The following is a 19063-nucleotide window of genomic DNA, read 5'->3' on the forward strand; positions in this document are numbered from 1 at the left end:
GGGGAGCCCGTGAGCCTGACGGCGCGGGTGGCGGTCCGGCGCGGCTCGCTCGCGCTGGACGTCGACATCGAGGTGGCCGACGGCGAGGTGCTCGCCGTCCTCGGACCCAACGGTGCCGGGAAGTCGACGCTGCTGCGGGTCCTGGCCGGCCTGCTGCCGGCCGACACGGGCCGGGTCGTCGTCGGCGGGGAGGTGTGGGACGGCGAGGGTGCGCTCCTGCCCCCGCACCGCCGCCCGCTCGGCATGGTCTTCCAGGACGCGCTCCTGTTCCCCCACCTCAGCGTGGCCGACAACGTCGCCTTCGGGCTCCGCACCCGTGGGGCCGGCCGCGCGGCGGCGCGGGCGGCGGCGGCCGGATGGCTCGCCCGGGTGGGACTCGAGGGCCTGGGCGGACGGCGGCCCGCGGAACTCTCCGGCGGGCAGGCGCAGCGGGCCGCCCTGGCGCGGGCGCTCGTCGGGGACCCCGCGCTGCTGCTGCTGGACGAACCGCTGTCGGCGCTGGACGCCCGCACCCGGCTGACCGTCCGCGCGGAGCTGCGGCGGCACCTGGCCGAGTTCGCGGGCAGCACGGTGCTGGTCACCCACGACCCGGTCGACGCGATGGCCCTGGCCGACCGTGTCGTGGTCATCGAGGAGGGCCGCGTCGTGCAGGCCGGCACGCCCGCGGAGATCAGCCGGCGGCCGCGCACCGACTACGTGGCCCGGCTGGTCGGGCTCTCGCTGCTGCCCGGCACCGGAGCCGGCCGGTCGGTGCGGCTGGACGGTGGCGGGGAGGTGACGGTGGCCGAGGAGGTGGCCGGAGCGGTGTTCGCGGCGGTGCGACCGGAGTCGGTGGCGCTGTACCTGGCCCGGCCCGAGGGGAGCCCGCGCAACGTGTGGCCGCTGCGGCTGGCCGGCGCCGTGCCGCACGGGACCACGGTGCGCTGCGAGCTGGAGGGCGCGGTGCCGCTGGTCGCCGATGTCACCGCCGCGGCCTTCGCCGAGCTCGGGCTCGTGCCCGGCGCGCAGGTGTGGGCGGCCGTGAAGGCGTCCGAGGTGGCCGTCTACGCGCGCTGACCGGACCTGCCGGGGGAGCGGCGACGATCAGGGACCCTGATCATCGAGCGTCCTCCCTCACCGCCCACCGTGAGGGAGGACGCTGCACGATCAGGTGGGCTGATCGTCGCGGGGAGCCGCTGGGAGAGTGGAGGCCATGACCTGCGCCGCCGTCGTCCTCGCCGCCGGGGGCGGCCGCCGCTACGGGATGCCCAAGGCGCTGGTCGAGTACGAGGGCAGCCTGCTGGTCGAGCGTGCGGTGCGGACGGCGGGGTGGGCGTGCGACGTCGTGCTGGTGGTGCTCGGCGCGCAGGCGCTCGACGTGTGGCGCACCGCGGACCTCCGCGGCGCCACCGTGGTGGCGAACAAGGACTGGGAGACCGGGATGGCCTCCTCGCTGCGGACCGGGCTGGACGGGTTGCGCGGTTTCCCCGGAACCGTGGATGCGGCCCTGATCACCCTCGTCGACATGCCGGGCATGACGCCGTCGGCGCTGGCCGCGGTCGCCGACCACGCCGCCCCCGGCGCGCTCGCCGTCGCCACCTACGACGGCGTCCGCGCGCACCCCGTGCTGCTCGGTCGTGACCACTGGGCCGGCGTGATCGAGACGGCGACCGGTGACGAGGGCGCCCGCCGCTACCTGGCGGCGCACGACGTCACCGAGGTCGACTGCACCCGCCTGGCCGATCCGGCCGATCTCGACGTGCCGCCGTCCGGGGTACCTTCGGCGCCGTGATCGCCGGCCACCTGATCGCCAGAGTCGTCGACGCGCCGCTGTCCGTCGCCGAGCACGAAGAGGCCGTCGCCGACAAGGCAGCCGGCGCCGTCGTCTCCTTCGCCGGCGTCGTCCGCGACCACGACGGCGGCCGCTCGGTGACCGAGCTCGAGTACGTCGGCCACCCGACCGCGGCCGACGTGATCCGCGAGCTGGCCGACGAGTTCGCCGCCCGCGAGGGCGTGCACGCCGTCGCCGTCAGCCATCGCATCGGCCTGCTCGGCATCGGTGACGTCGCCCTGGCCTGCGCAGTCAGCTCCTCCCACCGCGGCGAGGCCTTCGCCGCCTGCGCGGACCTCGTCGACGAGGTGAAGAAGCGGCTGCCCATCTGGAAGCGGCAGGTCTTCGCCGACGGCGAGGAGGAGTGGGTCGCCTGCCCGTGACGGTCGTGGGTGGGATGCTCGACGACGTGACGCACCTCACACCGGCACCGACGAGCGAACCGGCCGGTCCGGAGGAGCTCGCCACGGCGCTGGAGGCGACCGGGTACCTGCCGGACGAGGGCCTGGCGACCGCCGCCTACCTCGCCCTGGCGATGCACCGGCCGCTCTTCCTCGAGGGCGAGGCCGGCGTCGGCAAGACCGCCCTGGCCGCCGCGCTGGCCCAGGTCACCGGCCGGCCCCTCTACCGCCTGCAGTGCTACGAGGGTCTGGAGGCCGGTCAGGCCCTGTACGACTGGGACTTCGGCCGGCAGCTGCTGCACCTGCGCGCCGCCGAGGCCGCGCACGCCGCCGACGACCCCGGGGCGCTGGAGGCCTCGCTCTACGACCGGCGCTTCCTGCTCGCCCGCCCGCTGCTGCAGGCGCTGGAGGACTCGCCCTCGGTGCTGCTGATCGACGAGATCGACCGCGCCGACGACGAGTTCGAGGCCTTCCTGCTCGAGATCCTCTCCGACTTCACGATCTCCATCCCCGAGCTGGGCACGGTGCGCGCGGGCACGCCGCCGCTGGTCGTCCTCACCTCGAACCGCACCCGCGAGGTGCACGACGCGCTGAAGCGGCGCTGCCTCTACCACTGGCTGCAGCTCCCGGACTTCGACCGCGAGGTGGCGATCCTGCGCCGGCGGCTGCCGCACGTGACCGAGCAGCTGGTCCGCGAGGTGGCCCGGGCGACGGCGACGCTGCGCACGCTGGACCTGCTGAAGCCGCCCGGCGTGGCGGAGTCGCTGGACTGGGCGACGGCGCTGCACACCCTCGGGGCGCGGCGGCTCGACCCCGACACCGCCGCCCGCACGCTGGGCGCCGTGCTGAAGTACCGCGAGGACACCGAGCGGGTCCAGCTGCACGCCGGGGGAGCGCTCTTCGGTGGCTAGCACCTCGGGAGGGACCGCGGAGGCGACCTCGCCGCGCGACGTGGTGGACACCGTCCTGGGGTTCGCGCGCACGCTGCGCGCGGCGGGGGTCGCCGCGTCCCCCGACCGCGTGGCGGCGATGCTCGCCGCGGCGGGTGAGCTCGACGTGCTGGTCCCGGCCGACGTCTACTGGGCCGGTCGGCTGACCCTGTGCGCCGGCCCGGACGACCTGGACCGCTACGACGCTGCCTTCGCCGCGTGGTTCGGCGGCGAGCGGCCGCGTGCGCCGCGCCGCGCGCCGGCCGAGCGGCCGGTGGTCTCCGCGATGGCACCGCTGGACGCCGGCCCCGGCTCGGCCGAGGACCTGACCGGCGCGCCGGAGCTCGCGGTGCGGGCCAGCGCCACCGAGGTGCTGCGGCACCGCGACGTGGCCGAGCTGACCCCCGCCGAGCGGGAGCACCTGCGCCGGCTGTTCGCCGTGCTGCGGCCGGCCGCGCCGATGCGCCCCTCGCGGCGTCGGCGGCCGGGCCCGGCCGGCGCCGTGCACCCCGCCCGCACGGTGCGCCGGGCGCTGCGGGACGGCGGGGAGGTGACCCGCCTGCTGCGCCGGCGGGCGGCTCCGCGGCCCCGCCGCGTCGTCCTCCTGGTCGACGTGTCCGGCTCCATGAGTCCGTACGCCGACGCGCTGCTGCGGTTCGCCCACGTCGCGGTGCGCGCGCGACCGTCGTCGACCGAGGTGTTCACCGTCGGCACGCGGCTGACCCGGGTGACCCGCGAGCTGCGGCTGCGCGATCCCGACCGGGCGCTGGCCGCCACCGGCTCGGCCGTCCCCGACTGGTCGGGCGGCACCCGGCTGGGCGAGGTGCTCAAGGCGTTCCTCGACCGGTGGGGCCAGCGGGGCACGGCCCGCGGCGCCGTCGTCGTCGTGTGCAGCGACGGCTGGGAACGCGGCGGCACCGAGGTCCTGGGCGAGCAGATGGCGCGGCTGCGGCGGCTGGCGCACGCGGTCGTGTGGGTCAACCCGCACAAGGGCCGGCCGGGCTACGAGCCCCTCGCCGCCGGGATGCAGGCGGCGCTGCCCTGGGTCGACCGGTTCGTCGCCGGACACAGCATGGCCGCGTTCGAGGAGCTCACGGGGGTGATCCAGCGTGCGTGACGTGCTGGACGACCTGATCGGCTGGTGGCAGGCGGGGGAGACCGTCGGCATGGGCACCGTGGTGGCCACCTGGCGCTCCGCGCCGCGCCCGGCGGGCGCCGCCATGCTCGTCGGTCCGGACGGGACCGCGGTCGGCAGCGTCTCGGGCGGCTGCGTCGAGGGCGCGGTCTACGAGGAGGCGAAGGACGTCGTCGACACCGGTGAGGTGACGCTGCGGCGCTACGGGGTCAGCGACGACGACGCCTTCGCCGTCGGGCTGACCTGCGGCGGGATCCTGGACGTCTTCGTCGAGCCCGTCTCGCGCGAGTCCTTCCCCGAGCTCGGCGAGGTGGCCGCCTCGGTCGGCCGGCACGAACCGGTCGCCGTCGTCACCTGCGTGACCGGACCCGACGACCGCCTCGGCCGACGGCTGGTGCTCTGGCCCGACCGGGCCTCGGGCAGCCTGGGCCTGCAGCGCCTGGACGACGCCGTCGCTGCCGATGCGCGGGGGATGCTCGCCGCCGGCCGCACCGGCATGTTGCACGTCGGGCGCGACGGCGAGCGGCGCGGCGACGAGCTGGCGCTGTTCGTCAACTCCTTCGCCCCGCCCGCGCGGATGCTCGTGTTCGGCGCGATCGACTTCGCCGCCGCCGTGGCCCGGGTGGGGTCCTTCCTCGGCTACCGGGTCACCGTGTGCGACGCCCGGCCGGTGTTCGCGACACCGCGGCGCTTCCCCGAGGCCGACGAGGTGGTCGTGGAGTGGCCGCACCGCTACCTGCGGGCCGAGGCCGACGCAGGGCGGATCGACGAGCGCACGGTGCTGTGCGTGCTCACCCACGACCCGAAGTTCGACGTCCCGCTGCTCGAGGTCGCGCTGCGGCTGCCGGTGGCCTACGTCGGCGCGATGGGCTCGCGGCGCACGCACGAGGAACGACGGGAGCGGCTCTCCGAGGCGGGGTTGTCCGCGGACGAGCTCGACCGGATGTCCTCGCCGATCGGGTTGGACCTCGGCGCCCGGACGCCGGAGGAGACGGCCGTGTCCATCGCGGCGGAGATCATCGCCGGCCGCTGGGGCGGGTCAGGCGAGCGGCTGACCGGCACCGAGGGGCCCATCCACCCGACGGCAGAGCGCTGAGCTGCGGACCGACGCGCCGATTGGTGTGGCACAGATCACCTTCTGCGGGTAAGACTCGGGCACACCCCGCCGCCCCCACCCGGGCCACGCGGAGCTGCGATCCGAGTGGAGGATTCGTGACCCAGATTTCGGTGCGCGTCGACGGGGCGTCCTATGCGGACGAGGTCGAACCCCGGACGCTGCTCGTCCACTACCTGCGCGAACAGCTGGGCAAGGTGGGCACCGTCGTCGGCTGCGACACCAGCAACTGCGGCGCCTGCACCGTGCACCTGGACGGCGAGGCGGTGAAGAGCTGCACGGTGCTGGCGGTCCAGGCCGACGGCAGCGAGGTCACCACCATCGAGGGGATCGCTGCGAACGGCTCGCTGCATCCCATGCAGAAGGCCTTCCACGAGCTGCACGGTCTCCAGTGCGGCTACTGCACACCGGGGATGATCATGGCTTCGATCGACCTGGTGGGCGACACCCCCGACCCCAGCGAGGACGAGGTGCGCGAGGGCATCGAGGGCAACCTCTGCCGCTGCACCGGCTACCAGAACATCGTCCGTGCCGTGCAGCAGGCCGCGGCCGAGATGCGCGCCGCCGCCACGCCGGACGCGCTGGGGGCCCAGTCATGACGGCGGTGGAGGACCGGCCCGTCGCCGAGGCTCCCGCGAAGGAGGTCGGGCAGGCGCGCAAGCGCAAGGAGGACGCGCGGCTGATCACCGGGCGGACCACCTGGACCGACAACATGGTGCTGCCCGGGATGCTGCACCTGGCCGTGGTCCGCAGCCCCGTCGCGCACGCCAGGCTCGGCGCGATCGACGTCGAGGCCGCGCGCTCGGCGCCGAACGTCGTCGCCGTGTTCACCGGCCGCGACCTCGCCGAGGAGCAGGGCTCCATCCCGTGCGCCTGGCCCGTCACGCCCGAGATGGTCAACCCCGGTCACCCCTCGGTCGCCGTGGACGAGGTCAACCACGTCGGCGAGGCGGTCGCCGTCATCGTCGCCCGCAGCAAGGCCGCCGCCCAGGACGCCGTGGAGCTCGTCGACGTCGACTACGACCCGCTGCCCGTCGTCCTGGACATGGAGCAGGCCCTGGGCGAGGGCACCGACCTGACCCACGACCACCTGTCGTCCAACGAGAGCTTCCGGTGGATCTTCGACGCGGGCGACGCCGGCACCGGCCAGGCCACCGACCAGGCCTTCGCGGACGCCGACGTGGTGGTGAGCCGGCGGTTCGTCCAGCAGCGGCTGATCCCCGCGTTCATGGAGCCCCGGTCCACCGTCGTCCAGCCCCAGGGCGACAACTACACGATGTGGTCCTCCACCCAGGTGCCGCACATCCTGCGGATCATGCTGGCGATGGTCACCGGCATCCCCGAGCACAAGCTGCGCGTCATCGCCCCCGACGTCGGCGGCGGCTTCGGCGGGAAGCTGCAGGTCACGCCGGAGGAGGTGATCAGTCTCCTGGTGGCCCGGCGGCTGGGCAAGCCGGTCAAGTGGACCGAGACCCGCAGCGAGTCGCTGATGAGCGCCCACCACGGCCGCGACCAGATCCAGTACGTCGACATCGCGGCCGACCGCGAGGGGAACGTCCTGGGCCTGAAGGTCCACATCCTCGCGGACATGGGCGCCTACCTGCGCCTGGTCAGCCCGGGCGTCCCGATCCTGGGTGCCTTCATGTACCCGGGCATCTACAAGTTCCCCGCCTACCGCTTCGACTGCCAGGGCGTCTTCACCAACAAGACCCCCACGGACGCCTACCGCGGCGCCGGGCGGCCCGAGGCCACCTTCGCCATCGAGCGGATCATGGACGAGCTCGCCGTCGAACTCGGGATGGACCCGCTCGAGCTGCGCCGGAAGAACTGGATCGGGGCCGGGGAGTTCCCCTTCACCACGGTGGCCGGGCTCGAGTACGACAGCGGAGACTACGACGGCGCGACCGAGCAGGCGCTGCGGCTGCTGGGCTACGACGAGCTGCGCGAGGAGCAGCGCCGCCGCCGGGAGTCCGGCGACCCGGTGCAGCTGGGCATCGGGTTCTCCACCTTCACCGAGATGTGCGGCCTGGCGCCCTCGCGGGTGCTCGGCTCGCTGTCCTACGGTGCCGGTGGCTGGGAGCACGCCTCGATCCGCATGCTGCCCACCGGAAAGGTCGAGGTCGTCACCGGTTCCACCCCGCACGGGCAGGGCCACGAGACGGCGTGGAGCCAGCTGGTCGCCGACGAGCTCGGCGTCCCGTTCGAGGACATCGAGGTCCTGCACGGTGACACCGCCATCTCCCCGCGCGGGCTGGACACCTACGGCTCCCGGTCGCTGGTGGTCGGGGGCGCCGCGGTGGTCAACGCGGCGCAGAAGGTCGTCGCCAAGGCCCGCACGATCGCCGCGCACCTGCTGGAGGCCGGCGAGGAGGACCTCCAGTTCGAGGGCGGGTCCTTCTCGGTGCGGGGCACCCCGGGCACGGGCATCTCCATCCAGGAACTCGCGCTGGCCACCTTCGCGGCGCACGACTTCCCCGACGGCGTGGAGCCCTCGCTCGACGCCGACGCCACCTTCGACCCGGTCAACTTCTCGTTCCCCCACGGCACGCACATCTGCGCCATGGAGGTCGACACCGAGACCGGCATGGTGAGGATCCGCAAGTACGCCTGCGTCGACGACGTCGGGACGATCGTCAACCCGCTCATCGTCGAGGGGCAGGTGCACGGTGGCCTCGCCCAGGGCATCGCGCAGGCGCTGTACGAGGAGGCGGTGTATGACGTCGACGGCAACCTGACCACCGGCACCTTCGTCGACTACCTCGTCCCCTCGGCCGCCGACCTGCCGCACTTCGACACGGGCCACACCGTGCACGCCGCACCCGGCAACCCGATCGGGGCCAAGGGCGTGGGCGAGGCGGGCTGCATCGCCTCGACGCCGGCCGTCGTCAACGCCGCGCTGGACGCCGTCCGCCATCTCGGGGTGTCCGACATCCTCATGCCCCTCACACCCGAACGGGTCTGGCGGGCGATCCACGAGGGCGGCGACGGCGGGGACCGCGCCACCGCCGGCACCAACGCCTACGGCGGCGCGCAGACCGAGACCACCGCCGGCGTCTCGACGCCGGAGTCGCGGCTGGGTGGCGATCGATGACCACGCTCGACCTCGTCCAGGGAGCCCGCTCATGATCCCCGTGGCCTTCGACTACGCCCGCCCCAGCACCATCGACGAGGCGCTCCAGGCCCTCGCCGACGGCGGCGAGGACGCCAAGATCCTCGCCGGCGGGCAGTCGCTGATCCCGGTCATGCGGCTGCGGCTCGCGGCGCCGTCGACCGTCGTCGACCTGACCCGGGTGGCCGAGCTGCGCGGTGTCCGGGAGGACGGCGACGCGATCGTCGTCGGCGCGATGACCACCCACTCCGACGTCGTCGCCGACCCGCTGATCCAGCAGCACGCGCCGCTGATCGCCGAGGCGACCGAGACCGTCGCCGACCGGCAGGTCCGCCACCGGGGCACCTTCGGTGGCGCGCTGGCCCACGCCGACCCGGCCGGTGATCTGCCGGCGGTCGCGCTGGCCCTGGACGCCGGATTCGTCATCGCCGGCCCGGGCGGGCGGCGGACGGTGCCGGCACGGGAGTTCTTCGTCGACTACCTGACCACGGCGCTGGCGGAGGACGAGATCCTCGTCGAGGTGCGCATCCCGAAGCTGGCCGGCCAGTGGGGGATGCGCTACGAGAAGTTCAACCGCGTGGCCCAGGCCTGGTCGATCGTCGCCGTCGCCGCGGCGGTGCGGCGCGAGAACGGACACATCGCCGAGGCCCGGATCGGGCTGACCAACATGGGCCCCACGCCGCTGCGGGCGACGGCCACCGAGCAGGCGCTGGCCGGAGCGGCCGCGGACGCCGGGGCGATCGCCGAGGCGGCGCAGCACGCAGCCGAGGGCACCGAACCCAGCGACGACCTGAACGCGAAGGCCGACTACCGCCGGCACCTGGCCCAGGTGCTGACCCGCCGGGCGGTCAGCGCGGCCGCCGGGATCCAGGGCTAGGGGCTGGTTTCACGTGCAACTGGAGAACTCGTTCACCGTGCCCGTGCCCGTCGACGAGGCGTGGCGGGTGCTGCTCGACATCGAGCGGATCGCACCCTGCATGCCCGGCGCGGCGCTGGACACGGTGACCGGCGACGAGTTCACCGGGCGGGTGAAGGTCAAGCTCGGCGTGATCACGATGACCTACCAGGGCAAGGCCTCGTTCGTGGAGAAGGACGAGGCGGCCCATCGGGCGGTCATCGACGCCCGCGGCAAGGACCAGCGGGGCAACGGCACCGCCGCCGCCGTCGTCACCGCCACGCTGGCCGCCGACGGCGACCGGACCCGGGTCGACGTCCTCACCGACCTCAACATCACCGGGCGGCCGGCCCAGTTCGGCCGCGGCGTGATGACCGACGTCGGCAACAAGCTGCTCGGGCAGTTCGCCGACAAGCTGGCCGCGCAGCTCGGGGAGGGTGACCGGGCGCAGCCCGTCGCGGAGCAGGTCCCCCGGCCGGTCGCGGAGCCGGTCACCGACCCGGCCATGGGGCCGGTGGCGGACCCGGCCACGGGGCCGGCGACGGTGCCCGAGGTCACGCCGATCACCGAGGTGGTGCGGTCGGTGCCGTCGATCCCGCGCCCGGTCGAGGAGCCCGCCTCCGTCCCGGCGTCACGCCCGGGGTCGGCCGCGGATCCGGAGCCGATCAACCTCCTGGAGGTCGCCGGCGGCGCCGCGGCGGCCCGCTATGCCGGACCCGCGGCCGCGGCCGCCGTCCTGCTGCTGGTCCTCGTGTTCGTCCGCCGGCGCCGCTGAACCGCCGACCCGCACGAGGCTTTCGGCCCCATCCACCCGAGAGCCCGAGCAGGCCGAGATCGTGGTCTGCTACACCCCGGCCGCCGAGGCCGCGCGCGTGGGCGGTGACTGGTACGACGCGTCCGTCCAGCCGTCGGGGACCTCGATGCTGGTCATCGGCGACCTCGTGGGGCACGACACCGAGGCGGCCGCGTCCATGGGCCAGCTGCGGGCGCTGCTGCGGGGCATCGCCACCTACAGCGACGGATCGCCCGCCGAGGTGCGGCGCGGCTGGACGGCGCGATGGCCCAGCTGGAGGTGGCCACCTACGCGACGGCCGCGGTCGCCTGCTTCGAGCCCGACGACGACCCGGCTCCGGGCGCGGTGCGGATGCGCTGGTCCAACGCCGGGCACCTGCCGCTGCTGGTGGTCCACCCGGACGGGACGCTGGCGGAGCCGGGGGAGTGGCAGGGGGACCTGATGCTCGGCGTGGATCCCGCGGCGCCGCGCCGCGACTGCGTCGTCCGGCTCGGTGAGGGCTCGACGGTGCTGATGTCCACCGACGGGCTCTTCGCGCGCCGGTCGCACGATCTGGACACCGGGATGGCGCGGTTGCGGGCGATCGCCCGCGAGCTGGCCGGCCGGTCGCTGAAGACCTCTGCGACGAGCTCCTCGAGCAGATGGTGGACGGCCGCGCCGAGGACGACGTCGCCCTGGTCGCGATCCGGCTGCGCGCCCGCCGGGACTAGCGGACGCCGGCCAGCCCGTCGTCGTCCGGCTTCTCCGCCCGCTCCAGGGCCTCTTCCTCGGCCTGGGCCTCCATGACGTGCGCCTCGCCGGCGACCGTGGCGGCCGCGTCCCCGTGGGACTCGCCGTAGACCTGCTCGGCCCGGCCCAGCAGTTCCTCGGCCTTGGCCTTGGCCTTCTCGAAGATGCTCATGCCGTCATCCTTCCCCAGTCACCCGCCATGCCCCGGGTCGGCTTCCGCGGCCCGGTCCGCTCCTCGCTCGTCCCTCGCTGCGATGCTCCCGGGCCTGTCACCCTCCATGCCCCGGGTCGGCTTCCGCGGCCCGGTCCGCTCCTCGCTCGTCCCTCGCTGCGATGCTCCCGGGCCTGTCACCCTCCGGCGAACGGCGGCAGCACGTCGACCACCGCGCCGGGTGACAGCTCCAACGCCCGGTCACGGGTGGTGGTTCCGTCGACGAGGAACGAGCAGGCGGTCAGGACGCGGGCCATCCGCTCCCCGTGCGTCTCGACGATCTGGCCGACCAGTTCGTCGAGGGAGCGGGCCTCGCGGGTCTCGGTGTCGACGCCGGAGGCTGCCCGGGCGCCGGCGAAGTACCGGACGGTCACGGTGGTCATGCCGGTCAGCCGCCGATGGCCGACATGGGCCGCGCGGGCTGCAGGAAGCTGGGGTCGTCGATGCCGTGACCGGGGAGCTTGCCGAGCGTCGCGATCCGCCAGCGGTCGGCGATCTCCTGGTCGCTGGCGCCCTCGCGCAGGGCGGTGCGCAGGTCGGACTCCTCGCGGGCGAACAGGCAGTTGCGGATCTGCCCGTCCGCGGTCAGCCGAGTGCGGTCGCAGCTGCCGCAGAACGAGCGGGTGACCGAGGCGATGACGCCGACCGTCGCGGGGCCGCCGTCGACCAGCCAGCGCTCGGCGGGGGCGGAGCCCCGGGCCTCGGTGTCCGGGGTGAGGCTGTGTGCCGCCGACAGCCGCCCGAGGATGTCCTCGGCGGTGACCATCTCGCCGCGGGTCCACGCGTGGTGGGCGTCCAGCGGCATCTGCTCGATGAAGCGGAGCTGGTAGCCGTGCTCGAGGCAGAAGTCGAGCAGCGGGACGGCGTCGGCCTCGTTGATCCCGCGCAGCAGGACGGCGTTGACCTTGACCGGGGTGAGGCCCGCCGCCTGGGCGGCCGCCAGCCCGGCGAGGACGTCGTCGAAGCGGTCGCGGTGGGTGAGCTGCGTGAACCGGTCGCGGTCGACGGTGTCGAGGCTGACGTTGATCCGGTCCAGCCCGGCGGCGGCCAGCGCCGGCGCCACCCGGGCCAGGCCGATGGCGTTGGTGGTGAGGCTGACCTCGGGCCGCGGCGCCAGCGCCGTCACGCCTGCGACGATGCCGACCAACCCGGGGCGCAGCAGCGGCTCGCCCCCGGTGAAGCGCACCTCGTCGATGCCGAGCTGCTCGACCCCGATCCGGACCAGCCGGACGATCTCCTCGTCGGTGAGCACCTCGACCTTGGGCAGCCAGTCCAGCCCCTCGGGCGGCATGCAGTAGGTGCAGCGCAGGTTGCACCGGTCGGTCAGCGACACCCGCAGGTCCGTGGCGACCCGGCCGTGCCGGTCGACCAGCCCGCCGCTGCCGGGAGCCGGGGCGTCACCGGCGCGCCGGATCACCGGGTCGGGCAGTTCGGCACCGGTCATGGCCCGAATGTAGCCGCGCTGACGGAATTGCGATGCCGGTGCGCCCGGCAGCCCCGCTAGTCTCGCGGGGCCACCCGAGGGACCGGCGGAGCCCAGGGCCCGCACTCGCCCGTGGCCAGGAAGCGCGAGAGCCCGTGTCACCCCGCACCGTCTTCGATCCCTACCTGCGCCTGTTCGCCGTCCCCGGCTCGCGGGCCTTCTCCTTCGCCGGCTGGGTCGCCCGGCTGCCGGCGCCGATGCTGGGCCTGGGTGCGGTCCTGCTCGTGGAGGAGGCGACCGGCAGCTACGGCCTGGCCGGTGCCGTCTCGGGCACGCTGGCGCTGAGCTACGCCCTGGCCGGGCCGCAGTGGGCCCGCGCCATGGACCGCCGGGGCCAGGGGGTGGTGCTGCGCCTGGCGATGGTCGCCCTCCTGCTGACCGGTGCGGCGTTCGTGGTGGCCGTCGAGGCGGGCGCTCCCCGGTGGAGCTGGTTCCTGCTCGCGGCCCTGACCGGCGGGTCGGCGCCGAACGTCGGCTCGATGGTGCGGGCGCGGTGGTCCGCGGCGTTGGACTCCGCCGGCCGGCAGACCGCATTCGCCTTCGAGGCGGTCGCCGACGAGCTCGTGTTCGTCCTGGGGCCGGTGGTGGTCACCCTGCTGGCGACGCTGATCGCCCCGCCGGTGGGTTTCCTCACCGGCATCGCGCTGGGCGTCGGCGGCGGCCTGGCCCTGGCCGCCCAGCGGTCCAGCGAGCCGCCGCTGCACCCGGTCGACACGACGCCCGGCCGGCGGCGGTCCGTGCTCACCCCCACCCTCCTCGTCGTCGTCCTCAGCTACCTGGCCGTGGGCACGGTGTTCGGCGCCATCGACGTGGTGGTCATCGCCTTCGCCGAGGCGGAGGGGGCGAAGGCGCTCTCCGGCGCGGCGCTGGCCGTCTTCGCCGGCGGCAGCCTGGTCGCCGGGCTGGCCTACGGCCTCGCCCGGCCGGCCCGCTCGCTGGCCGCCCGGTTCGTCGGCACCGCGGTCGCGTTCGGTGTCGCCGCCCAGCTGCTGTGGGCGGTGAGCTCGCTACCGGGGCTCGTGGTCTGCGGCTTTCTCGCCGGGCTGACCATCGCGCCGGTGCTCGTGTCGGGCACCTCGCTGGTGGAGTCCCGCGTCGGCCGCGGGGTGCTCACCGAGTCGCTGGCCTGGACGATCACCGGCCTCACGCTGGGCGTCACGGCCGGCTCGGCGCTGGCCGGAGCGGCGGTCGACGCCTGGGGTGCGCAGACCGCGTTCGCCGTCCCGGCGCTGGCCGCGGCGTGCGCCGGAGTTCTCTCGCTGGCGGGCGCACCCCTGCTGCGGCAGCGGGTCCCGGGCGCCGGGGGCGGCCCCGGCGAGCAGTTGGTTGAGGGTGGCATCAAGGGGTAGGTCGTGCACCGGTCGATCGCACGCCGCCCATCGCGGCGCACGGCCCGTCCCTCACCTCCGAAAGGATCCTTCGTGCCCACAGCCCCCGTCTCCGGCGTGCCCACCATCGCTCTGAACAACGGCGTCGAGATCCCCCAGCTCGGCTTCGGCGTCTACCAGGTTCCGCCGGAGGACACCGCTGACGTCGTGTCGCAGGCCTTCGAGGTCGGCTACCGGCACATCGACACCGCCGAGATGTACCGCAACGAGAAGGGTGTCGGCGAGGCCATCGCCCGCTCCGGCATCGACCGCGGCGAGATCTTCGTGACCAGCAAGCTGAACAACGGCTTCCACCGTCGCGACGACGCGCTGCGCGCCTTCGACCGGACTCTGGCCGACCTCGGCACCGACTACCTCGACCTGTTCCTCGTCCACTGGCCGCTGCCGGGCATCGACGTCGACTACGTCGAGACCTGGAAGGCCATGGAGGAGATCTACGCGAGCGGCCGCAGCAAGGCCGTCGGCGTCTCCAACTTCAACGCCCACCACCTGCGTCGGCTCTTCGCCGAGACGGAGGTCCGCCCGGCGGTCAACCAGATCGAGGTGCACCCCTACCTCGCGCAGGACGAGCTGCGCGCGTTCGACGCCGAGCACGAGATCGTCACCGAGGCCTGGTCGCCGATCGCGCAGGGCCGGGTGCTGGGCGACGCCGCGATCACCGCGATCGCCGAGCGGATCGGGCGGACGCCCGCCCAGGTCGTGCTGCGCTGGCACGTCCAGCGCGGCGACGTCGTCTTCCCGAAGTCGTCCTCCCGGGAGCGCATGCAGGAGAACTTCGCGCTGTTCGACTTCGAGCTGTCGACGTCGGACATGGCGGCCCTCACCGGACTGGACCGCGGGGAGCGGACCGGCCCCGACCCGGACACCTTCAACTACGTCCCGTGACGCTGTGCACCCTGTGAGGATCGGCGTCACACCGCGGCCAGGGAGCCGGGCGCGGTGAGCTGAGCGGGTCCGCGGTCCGCGGCGGGAGACCTCCGGCTCCCGCGCCGCGGGTCGCCCGACGCCGTGTCCGCACGACACGACGGAGGTCCTTGGCACACCCATACCTAGTATGCATACTCCGTATCCATGTCCATCCGACACGGTCTCCTGGCGCTCCTGGAGCGCGGTCCCAGCCACGGCTACCAGCTGCGCGCCCAGTTCGACGCCTCGACCGGCGCGACGTGGCCGCTCAACGTCGGGCAGGTCTACACGACCCTCGACCGCCTGGAGCGCGACGGCCTCGTCGTCCAGGACGGCGAGCCCGACCCCGACGGCCGGATCGCCTACCGGCTCACCGATGCCGGCCGGGCGGAGGTGCAGACCTGGTTCCGCTCGCCGGTGAGCGCCAGGAGCGCGCCCCGTGACGAGCTGGCGATCAAGCTTGCGCTGGCGGTGACCACCCCGGGCGTCGACGTCCTCGCCGTCGTGCAGACCCAGCGGACCGGGACGATGGCGACCCTCCAGGAGCTGACCCGGCTCAAGACCCGCGGTGCCGACGACGACCTGGCCTGGTCGCTGGTCCTCGACTCGCTGGTCTTCCGCGCGGAGGCGGAGATCCGCTGGCTGGACCACTGCGAGGCGCGGGTGGCCCGGGCGGCCGCCCGCCGGCCGCAGAACACCGTCGCCGCGCCGGCCGCCACCGACCGGGCGGCGCAGCGATGACCGCCCCCATGCTCCTGCTGCGCGGGGTGACCCGTGAGCACCAGCAGGGCGACACGGTCGTGCACGCGCTGCGCGGCGTCGACCTCGCCGTTCATCCCGGCGAGCTCGTGGCCGTCATGGGCCCGTCGGGCTCGGGCAAGTCGACGTTGCTGCACATCGCCGGCGGCCTGGACACGCCCAGCTCCGGCGCCGTGGTCGTCGAGGGCCGCGACCTCGCCCAGCTCTCGGCGGCGCAGGTGGCCGCCGTCCGCCGGCGGAGCATCGGCTACGTCTTCCAGGACCTGAACCTGCTGCCCTCGCTGACCGCGCTGGAGAACGTCTCCCTCCCGCTCGAGCTCGACGGCGCCCGCGGCGGGCTGGCCCGGCGCGCCGCCCGGGACGCTCTCGAGGAGGTCGGCGTCGGCCACCTCGCCGGCCGCTTCCCCGACGACATGTCCGGCGGCCAGCAGCAGCGGGTGGCCATCGCCCGCGCCCTCGTGGGTCCGCGCCGGCTGCTGCTGGCCGACGAGCCGACCGGCGCGCTGGACTCGCAGACCGGCGAGGAGGTGCTGCGGGTGCTGCGGGCCCGGTGCGAGGCGGGCGCGGCCGGCGTCCTGGTCACCCACGAGGCAAGGCACGCCGCCTGGGCCGACCGCGTCGTGTTCCTGCGCGACGGCGTCGTGGTCGACCAGAGCGGCCCGGTGCCGGGCGCGGAGTCGTTGCTCGCCACGGGCGGCGGAGCGTGACCGGCTGGTTCGCGCGCTGGCGCCTGGCGCTGCGCATCGCCCGGCGCGACGCGCTGCGGCACAAGGGCCGCACCGTTCTGGTCGTGCTGATGGTCGGGCTGCCGGTGATGGCCATCGCGGGCGGGGACACGCTGTTCCGGACCTCCGAGGTCGGCCCGGCCGAGGCGCTGCCCGCGGCGCTCGGCGGTGCGGATGCCCGGCTCAGCGGCGAGTCGCGGGAGGCGATCGCCGTCGACCCGGCCAGCGGCATCGTGTGGGCCAAGGCGGCGACGGCGGACCCGCCGTGGACCCGGGACGAGGTCGTCGGCGTGCTGCCCGACGGGACGCGCGTCGTCGAGAGCGTGACCGGCTGGATCTACGTGGGCACCGAGGGCGGCTACGCGCGCGTCGAGGGCTACGCCGAGGACGCCGTGGACCCGATGTCCGAGGGACGCTTCGAGGTCGTCGAGGGACGGCTGCCCGAGCGCGCGGGGGAGATCGCGGTCAGCCCGAAGGTGGTGCAGCGTGCCGCGGGGCTGGGCGAGGAAATCAGGCTCACCCGCGACGACGTGCCGGCCGAGGTGGTCGGTGTCGTCCGGTGGCCGGACCGCTCGGGCGACTTCGTCGTCCTCCCCGCGGAGGACGCCGGGCTCCTCGGGGACCCGCTGAGCCGCTTCTACGCCACCGTGCCCGGCGGCCTGGGCTGGCCGGAGGTGCAGGCGCTCAACGAGCGCGGCCTGGCCGTGCTCTCCCGCGAGGTGGCCGCGGATCCGCCGCCGGATGCGGCCTGGCTGCCCGCCCGGGACGTCGGATACGACGAGGCCGGCAGCAACGCGGCCGAGACGGCGGTGCTCGCACTCGTCATCGCGTCTCTCGTCCTGGAGGTGGTGCTCCTGGCCGGGCCCGCGTTCGCCGTCGGCGTCCGCCGCCAGCGCCGCGACCTGGCCCTGATCGGGGCCACCGGTGGCTCCGCCGGTGACCTGCGGCGGATCGTCCTCGCCAACGGGGTGGTGCTGGGGGGCGGCGCGGCGGTCCTGGGCGCAGCGGCCGGCATCGGGCTGGCCGGGGCAGCGATCCCGGTGATCGAGGCGCGCAGCGACCAGGTGTTCGGCCCCTTCGATGTGCCGGTCCTCGACGTCGCCCTCACCGTGGCCGTCGGGCTCCTCGCCGGCGTCGCGGCCTCCTGGTTCCCCGCCCGGCAGGCCGCACGCGCCGACGTCGTCGACGCCCTGGCCGGGCGGCGTGGGCAGGTGCGGACCTCGTGGCGCTCCCCCGTGGCCGGCCTGGTCCTCGGCGGGGCGGGGCTGGCGCTGGTCGTCCTCGGTGCCCGTGGCACGGAGCTCGCCGTCGCCGGTGGTGCGGTTTTGCTGGTCGTGGGCATCGTGGTCGCGACCCCGTGGCTGGTCGGCCTGCTCGCTCCGCTGGCGCGCTGGCTGCCGGTCTCCGGACGGCTGGCCGTGCGCGACGCGACCCGCAACCGCAGCCGCACCGCGCCGGCGGTGGCCGCGGTGATGGCGACCGTGGCCGGCGTGACCGCGCTGGCCATCGGCAGCGCGAGCGACAGCGCCCAGGCGGAGCGGGACTACGTCGCCGCGGCTCCGATGGGTGCCGGGCAGGTCTACGGCAACGGGGAGATGGCGGAGGCGGACTGGGACGCCGTGGTGGGCGTCCTCACCCGCGAGGCGCCCGGCCGGCCGGTGCACCGCCTGCGGGGCAACGTCTGGACCAACACGGACACGCAGGCGGAGGTGGCGGTGCTGGCCGACGGATGCGCCGGAGGTGTGTCCATCTGCCGCTGGTACCCGCGGGAGGCGAACGCGGTCATGACGACGCACGGCGAGCTGCTGGTCGCCGACGCCGACGCGCTGCGGACGGTCAGCACCGGTGAACTGCCGGGGGAGGTCTACGACGCCCTCGACGCCGGGCGCGCCGCGGTGTTCGGGTCGGGCGCCGTTGACGACGCCGGGCGGGTGACGGTGGTCGGCGTCGAGTACGACCTGCAGACGGGCGCCACCACGGTGGTGCGTTCGCCGGCGGCGGTGGAGGGGACCGCGGAGCTGCCGGCGGTCCAGGTGCCGCTGCCCGAGGCGGGGACGCGGGGCGTGGAGGTGCCGGCGCTCGTGGTCGTGCCGCCGTCGCTGACCGGGCAGCTCCCCATGCCGGTGGGCACGACCTCCCTGGTGACCGGCGGCCCCGGCGACCCGGTGACCGAGGAGCAGGAGGAACGGATCGACGAGGCGCTGGCCGCCGCGACCGGCGAGGGCGGCCTGCAGGTCGAGCGCGGCTGGCAGGACGACCTCGCGCTGGCCCGGCTGATCCTGGTGGGGGTGGGCGGCGCGCTCGTGCTCATCGCCACGCTGACCGCCACCGGGCTGGCGCTCACCGACGCGCGGCCGGACTTCGCCACCCTGGCGGCGGTGGGCGCCGCGCCGCGCACCCGCCGGTCCATGGCCATGGCCTCGGCCGCGATCGTCGGCGGCGGGGGCGCCGTGCTGGGGGTCGCCGTGGGGATGGCGCCGGGAATCGCCGTCGCCTATCCGCTGACCAGCACCGACTACGGCTACGGGGTCGATCCGGTGCTCGAGATCCCGTGGGAGGTGCTGGCCGCCGTCGGCGTTGCCGTCCCACTGGTCGCCGTCGCCGTCACCGGGCTGTTCGTCCGCTCCCGGCTGCCCATGGCGCGCCGGATGGCCTAGCGGGAGGGCATGATCGGCG

The 19063-nt window shown here is 74.8% G+C and carries 18 protein-coding genes and 1 pseudogene; 16 read left to right on the forward strand and 3 right to left on the reverse strand.

Translation table 11 applies throughout. From position 1 onward, the window contains the following. The first annotated feature begins 9 nt into the window (after positions 1–9). From RM425_RS01260 to RM425_RS01310, 11 genes and pseudogenes are all read left to right on the forward strand, one after another. Positions 10–1056: an ABC transporter ATP-binding protein gene (locus RM425_RS01260; protein WP_311343365.1), complete on the forward strand. Its 1047-nt coding sequence runs from the start codon at positions 10–12 to the stop codon at positions 1054–1056. 136 nt (positions 1057–1192) lie between these two features. Further along, complete coding sequence (locus tag RM425_RS01265) at positions 1193–1771, forward strand: nucleotidyltransferase family protein (protein ID WP_311343366.1); 579 nt, start codon at positions 1193–1195, stop codon at positions 1769–1771. Continuing rightward, positions 1768–2193, forward strand: coding sequence for a molybdenum cofactor biosynthesis protein MoaE (locus RM425_RS01270; RefSeq protein ID WP_311343367.1), 426 nt, complete (start codon positions 1768–1770; stop codon positions 2191–2193). Before RM425_RS01265 ends, RM425_RS01270 begins: the two co-directional genes overlap by 4 nt. After that, positions 2190–3122: an AAA family ATPase gene (locus RM425_RS01275; protein ID WP_311343368.1), complete on the forward strand. Its 933-nt coding sequence runs from the start codon at positions 2190–2192 to the stop codon at positions 3120–3122. Before RM425_RS01270 ends, RM425_RS01275 begins: the two co-directional genes overlap by 4 nt. Then, positions 3115–4257, forward strand: a complete 1143-nt coding sequence (locus RM425_RS01280) for a vWA domain-containing protein (RefSeq protein ID WP_311343369.1) — start codon at positions 3115–3117, stop codon at positions 4255–4257. Before RM425_RS01275 ends, RM425_RS01280 begins: the two co-directional genes overlap by 8 nt. Continuing rightward, entirely contained in the window at positions 4250–5371 is a 1122-nt protein-coding gene (locus RM425_RS01285) for an XdhC family protein (RefSeq protein ID WP_311343370.1), read from the forward strand. Before RM425_RS01280 ends, RM425_RS01285 begins: the two co-directional genes overlap by 8 nt. Before the next feature lie 116 nt (positions 5372–5487). After that, positions 5488–5988: a (2Fe-2S)-binding protein gene (locus RM425_RS01290; protein WP_311343371.1), complete on the forward strand. Its 501-nt coding sequence runs from the start codon at positions 5488–5490 to the stop codon at positions 5986–5988. Next, positions 5985–8480: a xanthine dehydrogenase family protein molybdopterin-binding subunit gene (locus tag RM425_RS01295; protein WP_311343372.1), complete on the forward strand. Its 2496-nt coding sequence runs from the start codon at positions 5985–5987 to the stop codon at positions 8478–8480. Before RM425_RS01290 ends, RM425_RS01295 begins: the two co-directional genes overlap by 4 nt. 31 nt (positions 8481–8511) lie before the next feature. Beyond that, the gene (locus RM425_RS01300) at positions 8512–9375 is read left to right on the forward strand and encodes an FAD binding domain-containing protein (RefSeq protein WP_311343373.1); all 864 of its coding nucleotides are present in this window, start codon (positions 8512–8514) and stop codon (positions 9373–9375) included. Between the two features lie 13 nt (positions 9376–9388). Then, the gene (locus tag RM425_RS01305; RefSeq protein WP_311343374.1) at positions 9389–10168 is read left to right on the forward strand and encodes an SRPBCC family protein; all 780 of its coding nucleotides are present in this window, start codon (positions 9389–9391) and stop codon (positions 10166–10168) included. Between the two features lie 145 nt (positions 10169–10313). Next, positions 10314–10972: pseudogene (locus tag RM425_RS01310) on the forward strand (PP2C family protein-serine/threonine phosphatase). On the opposite strand, the gene RM425_RS01315 reads toward RM425_RS01310, so the two are convergent. From RM425_RS01315 to moaA, 3 genes are all read right to left on the reverse strand, one after another. After that, complete coding sequence (locus RM425_RS01315; protein ID WP_311343375.1) at positions 10893–11087, reverse strand: hypothetical protein; 195 nt, start codon at positions 11085–11087, stop codon at positions 10893–10895. The pseudogene RM425_RS01310 and the gene RM425_RS01315 sit on opposite strands and share 80 nt — an antisense overlap. A 176-nt stretch (positions 11088–11263) precedes the next feature. Then, positions 11264–11509, reverse strand: coding sequence for a MoaD/ThiS family protein (locus RM425_RS01320; protein ID WP_311343376.1), 246 nt, complete (start codon positions 11507–11509; stop codon positions 11264–11266). Positions 11510–11514: 5 nt separating this feature from the next. Further along, positions 11515–12570, reverse strand: a complete 1056-nt coding sequence (gene moaA / locus RM425_RS01325) for a GTP 3',8-cyclase MoaA (RefSeq protein ID WP_311343377.1) — start codon at positions 12568–12570, stop codon at positions 11515–11517. Between the two features lie 134 nt (positions 12571–12704). On the opposite strand from moaA, the gene RM425_RS01330 reads away from it, so the two are divergent. The 5 genes from RM425_RS01330 (at position 12705) to RM425_RS01350 (ending at position 19044) form a co-directional block, all read left to right on the forward strand. After that, a complete protein-coding gene (locus RM425_RS01330) occupies positions 12705–13958 on the forward strand; it encodes an MFS transporter (protein WP_311343378.1) in 1254 nt (417 codons plus the stop codon). A gap of 72 nt (positions 13959–14030) precedes the next feature. Beyond that, the gene (locus RM425_RS01335) at positions 14031–14882 is read left to right on the forward strand and encodes an aldo/keto reductase (protein WP_311343379.1); all 852 of its coding nucleotides are present in this window, start codon (positions 14031–14033) and stop codon (positions 14880–14882) included. Positions 14883–15068: 186 nt separating this feature from the next. Further along, the gene (locus RM425_RS01340; RefSeq protein ID WP_311343380.1) at positions 15069–15644 is read left to right on the forward strand and encodes a PadR family transcriptional regulator; all 576 of its coding nucleotides are present in this window, start codon (positions 15069–15071) and stop codon (positions 15642–15644) included. After that, complete coding sequence (locus tag RM425_RS01345; protein WP_311343381.1) at positions 15641–16369, forward strand: ABC transporter ATP-binding protein; 729 nt, start codon at positions 15641–15643, stop codon at positions 16367–16369. Before RM425_RS01340 ends, RM425_RS01345 begins: the two co-directional genes overlap by 4 nt. Next, positions 16366–19044 carry an FtsX-like permease family protein gene (locus tag RM425_RS01350; protein ID WP_311343382.1) on the forward strand — a complete coding sequence of 893 codons (2679 nt, stop codon included), beginning with the start codon at positions 16366–16368 and terminating at the stop codon, positions 19042–19044. Before RM425_RS01345 ends, RM425_RS01350 begins: the two co-directional genes overlap by 4 nt. Positions 19045–19063 lie beyond the last annotated feature (19 nt).

The organism is Blastococcus goldschmidtiae (genome assembly GCF_031845325.1).
Taxonomy (GTDB): domain Bacteria; phylum Actinomycetota; class Actinomycetes; order Mycobacteriales; family Geodermatophilaceae; genus Blastococcus; species Blastococcus goldschmidtiae.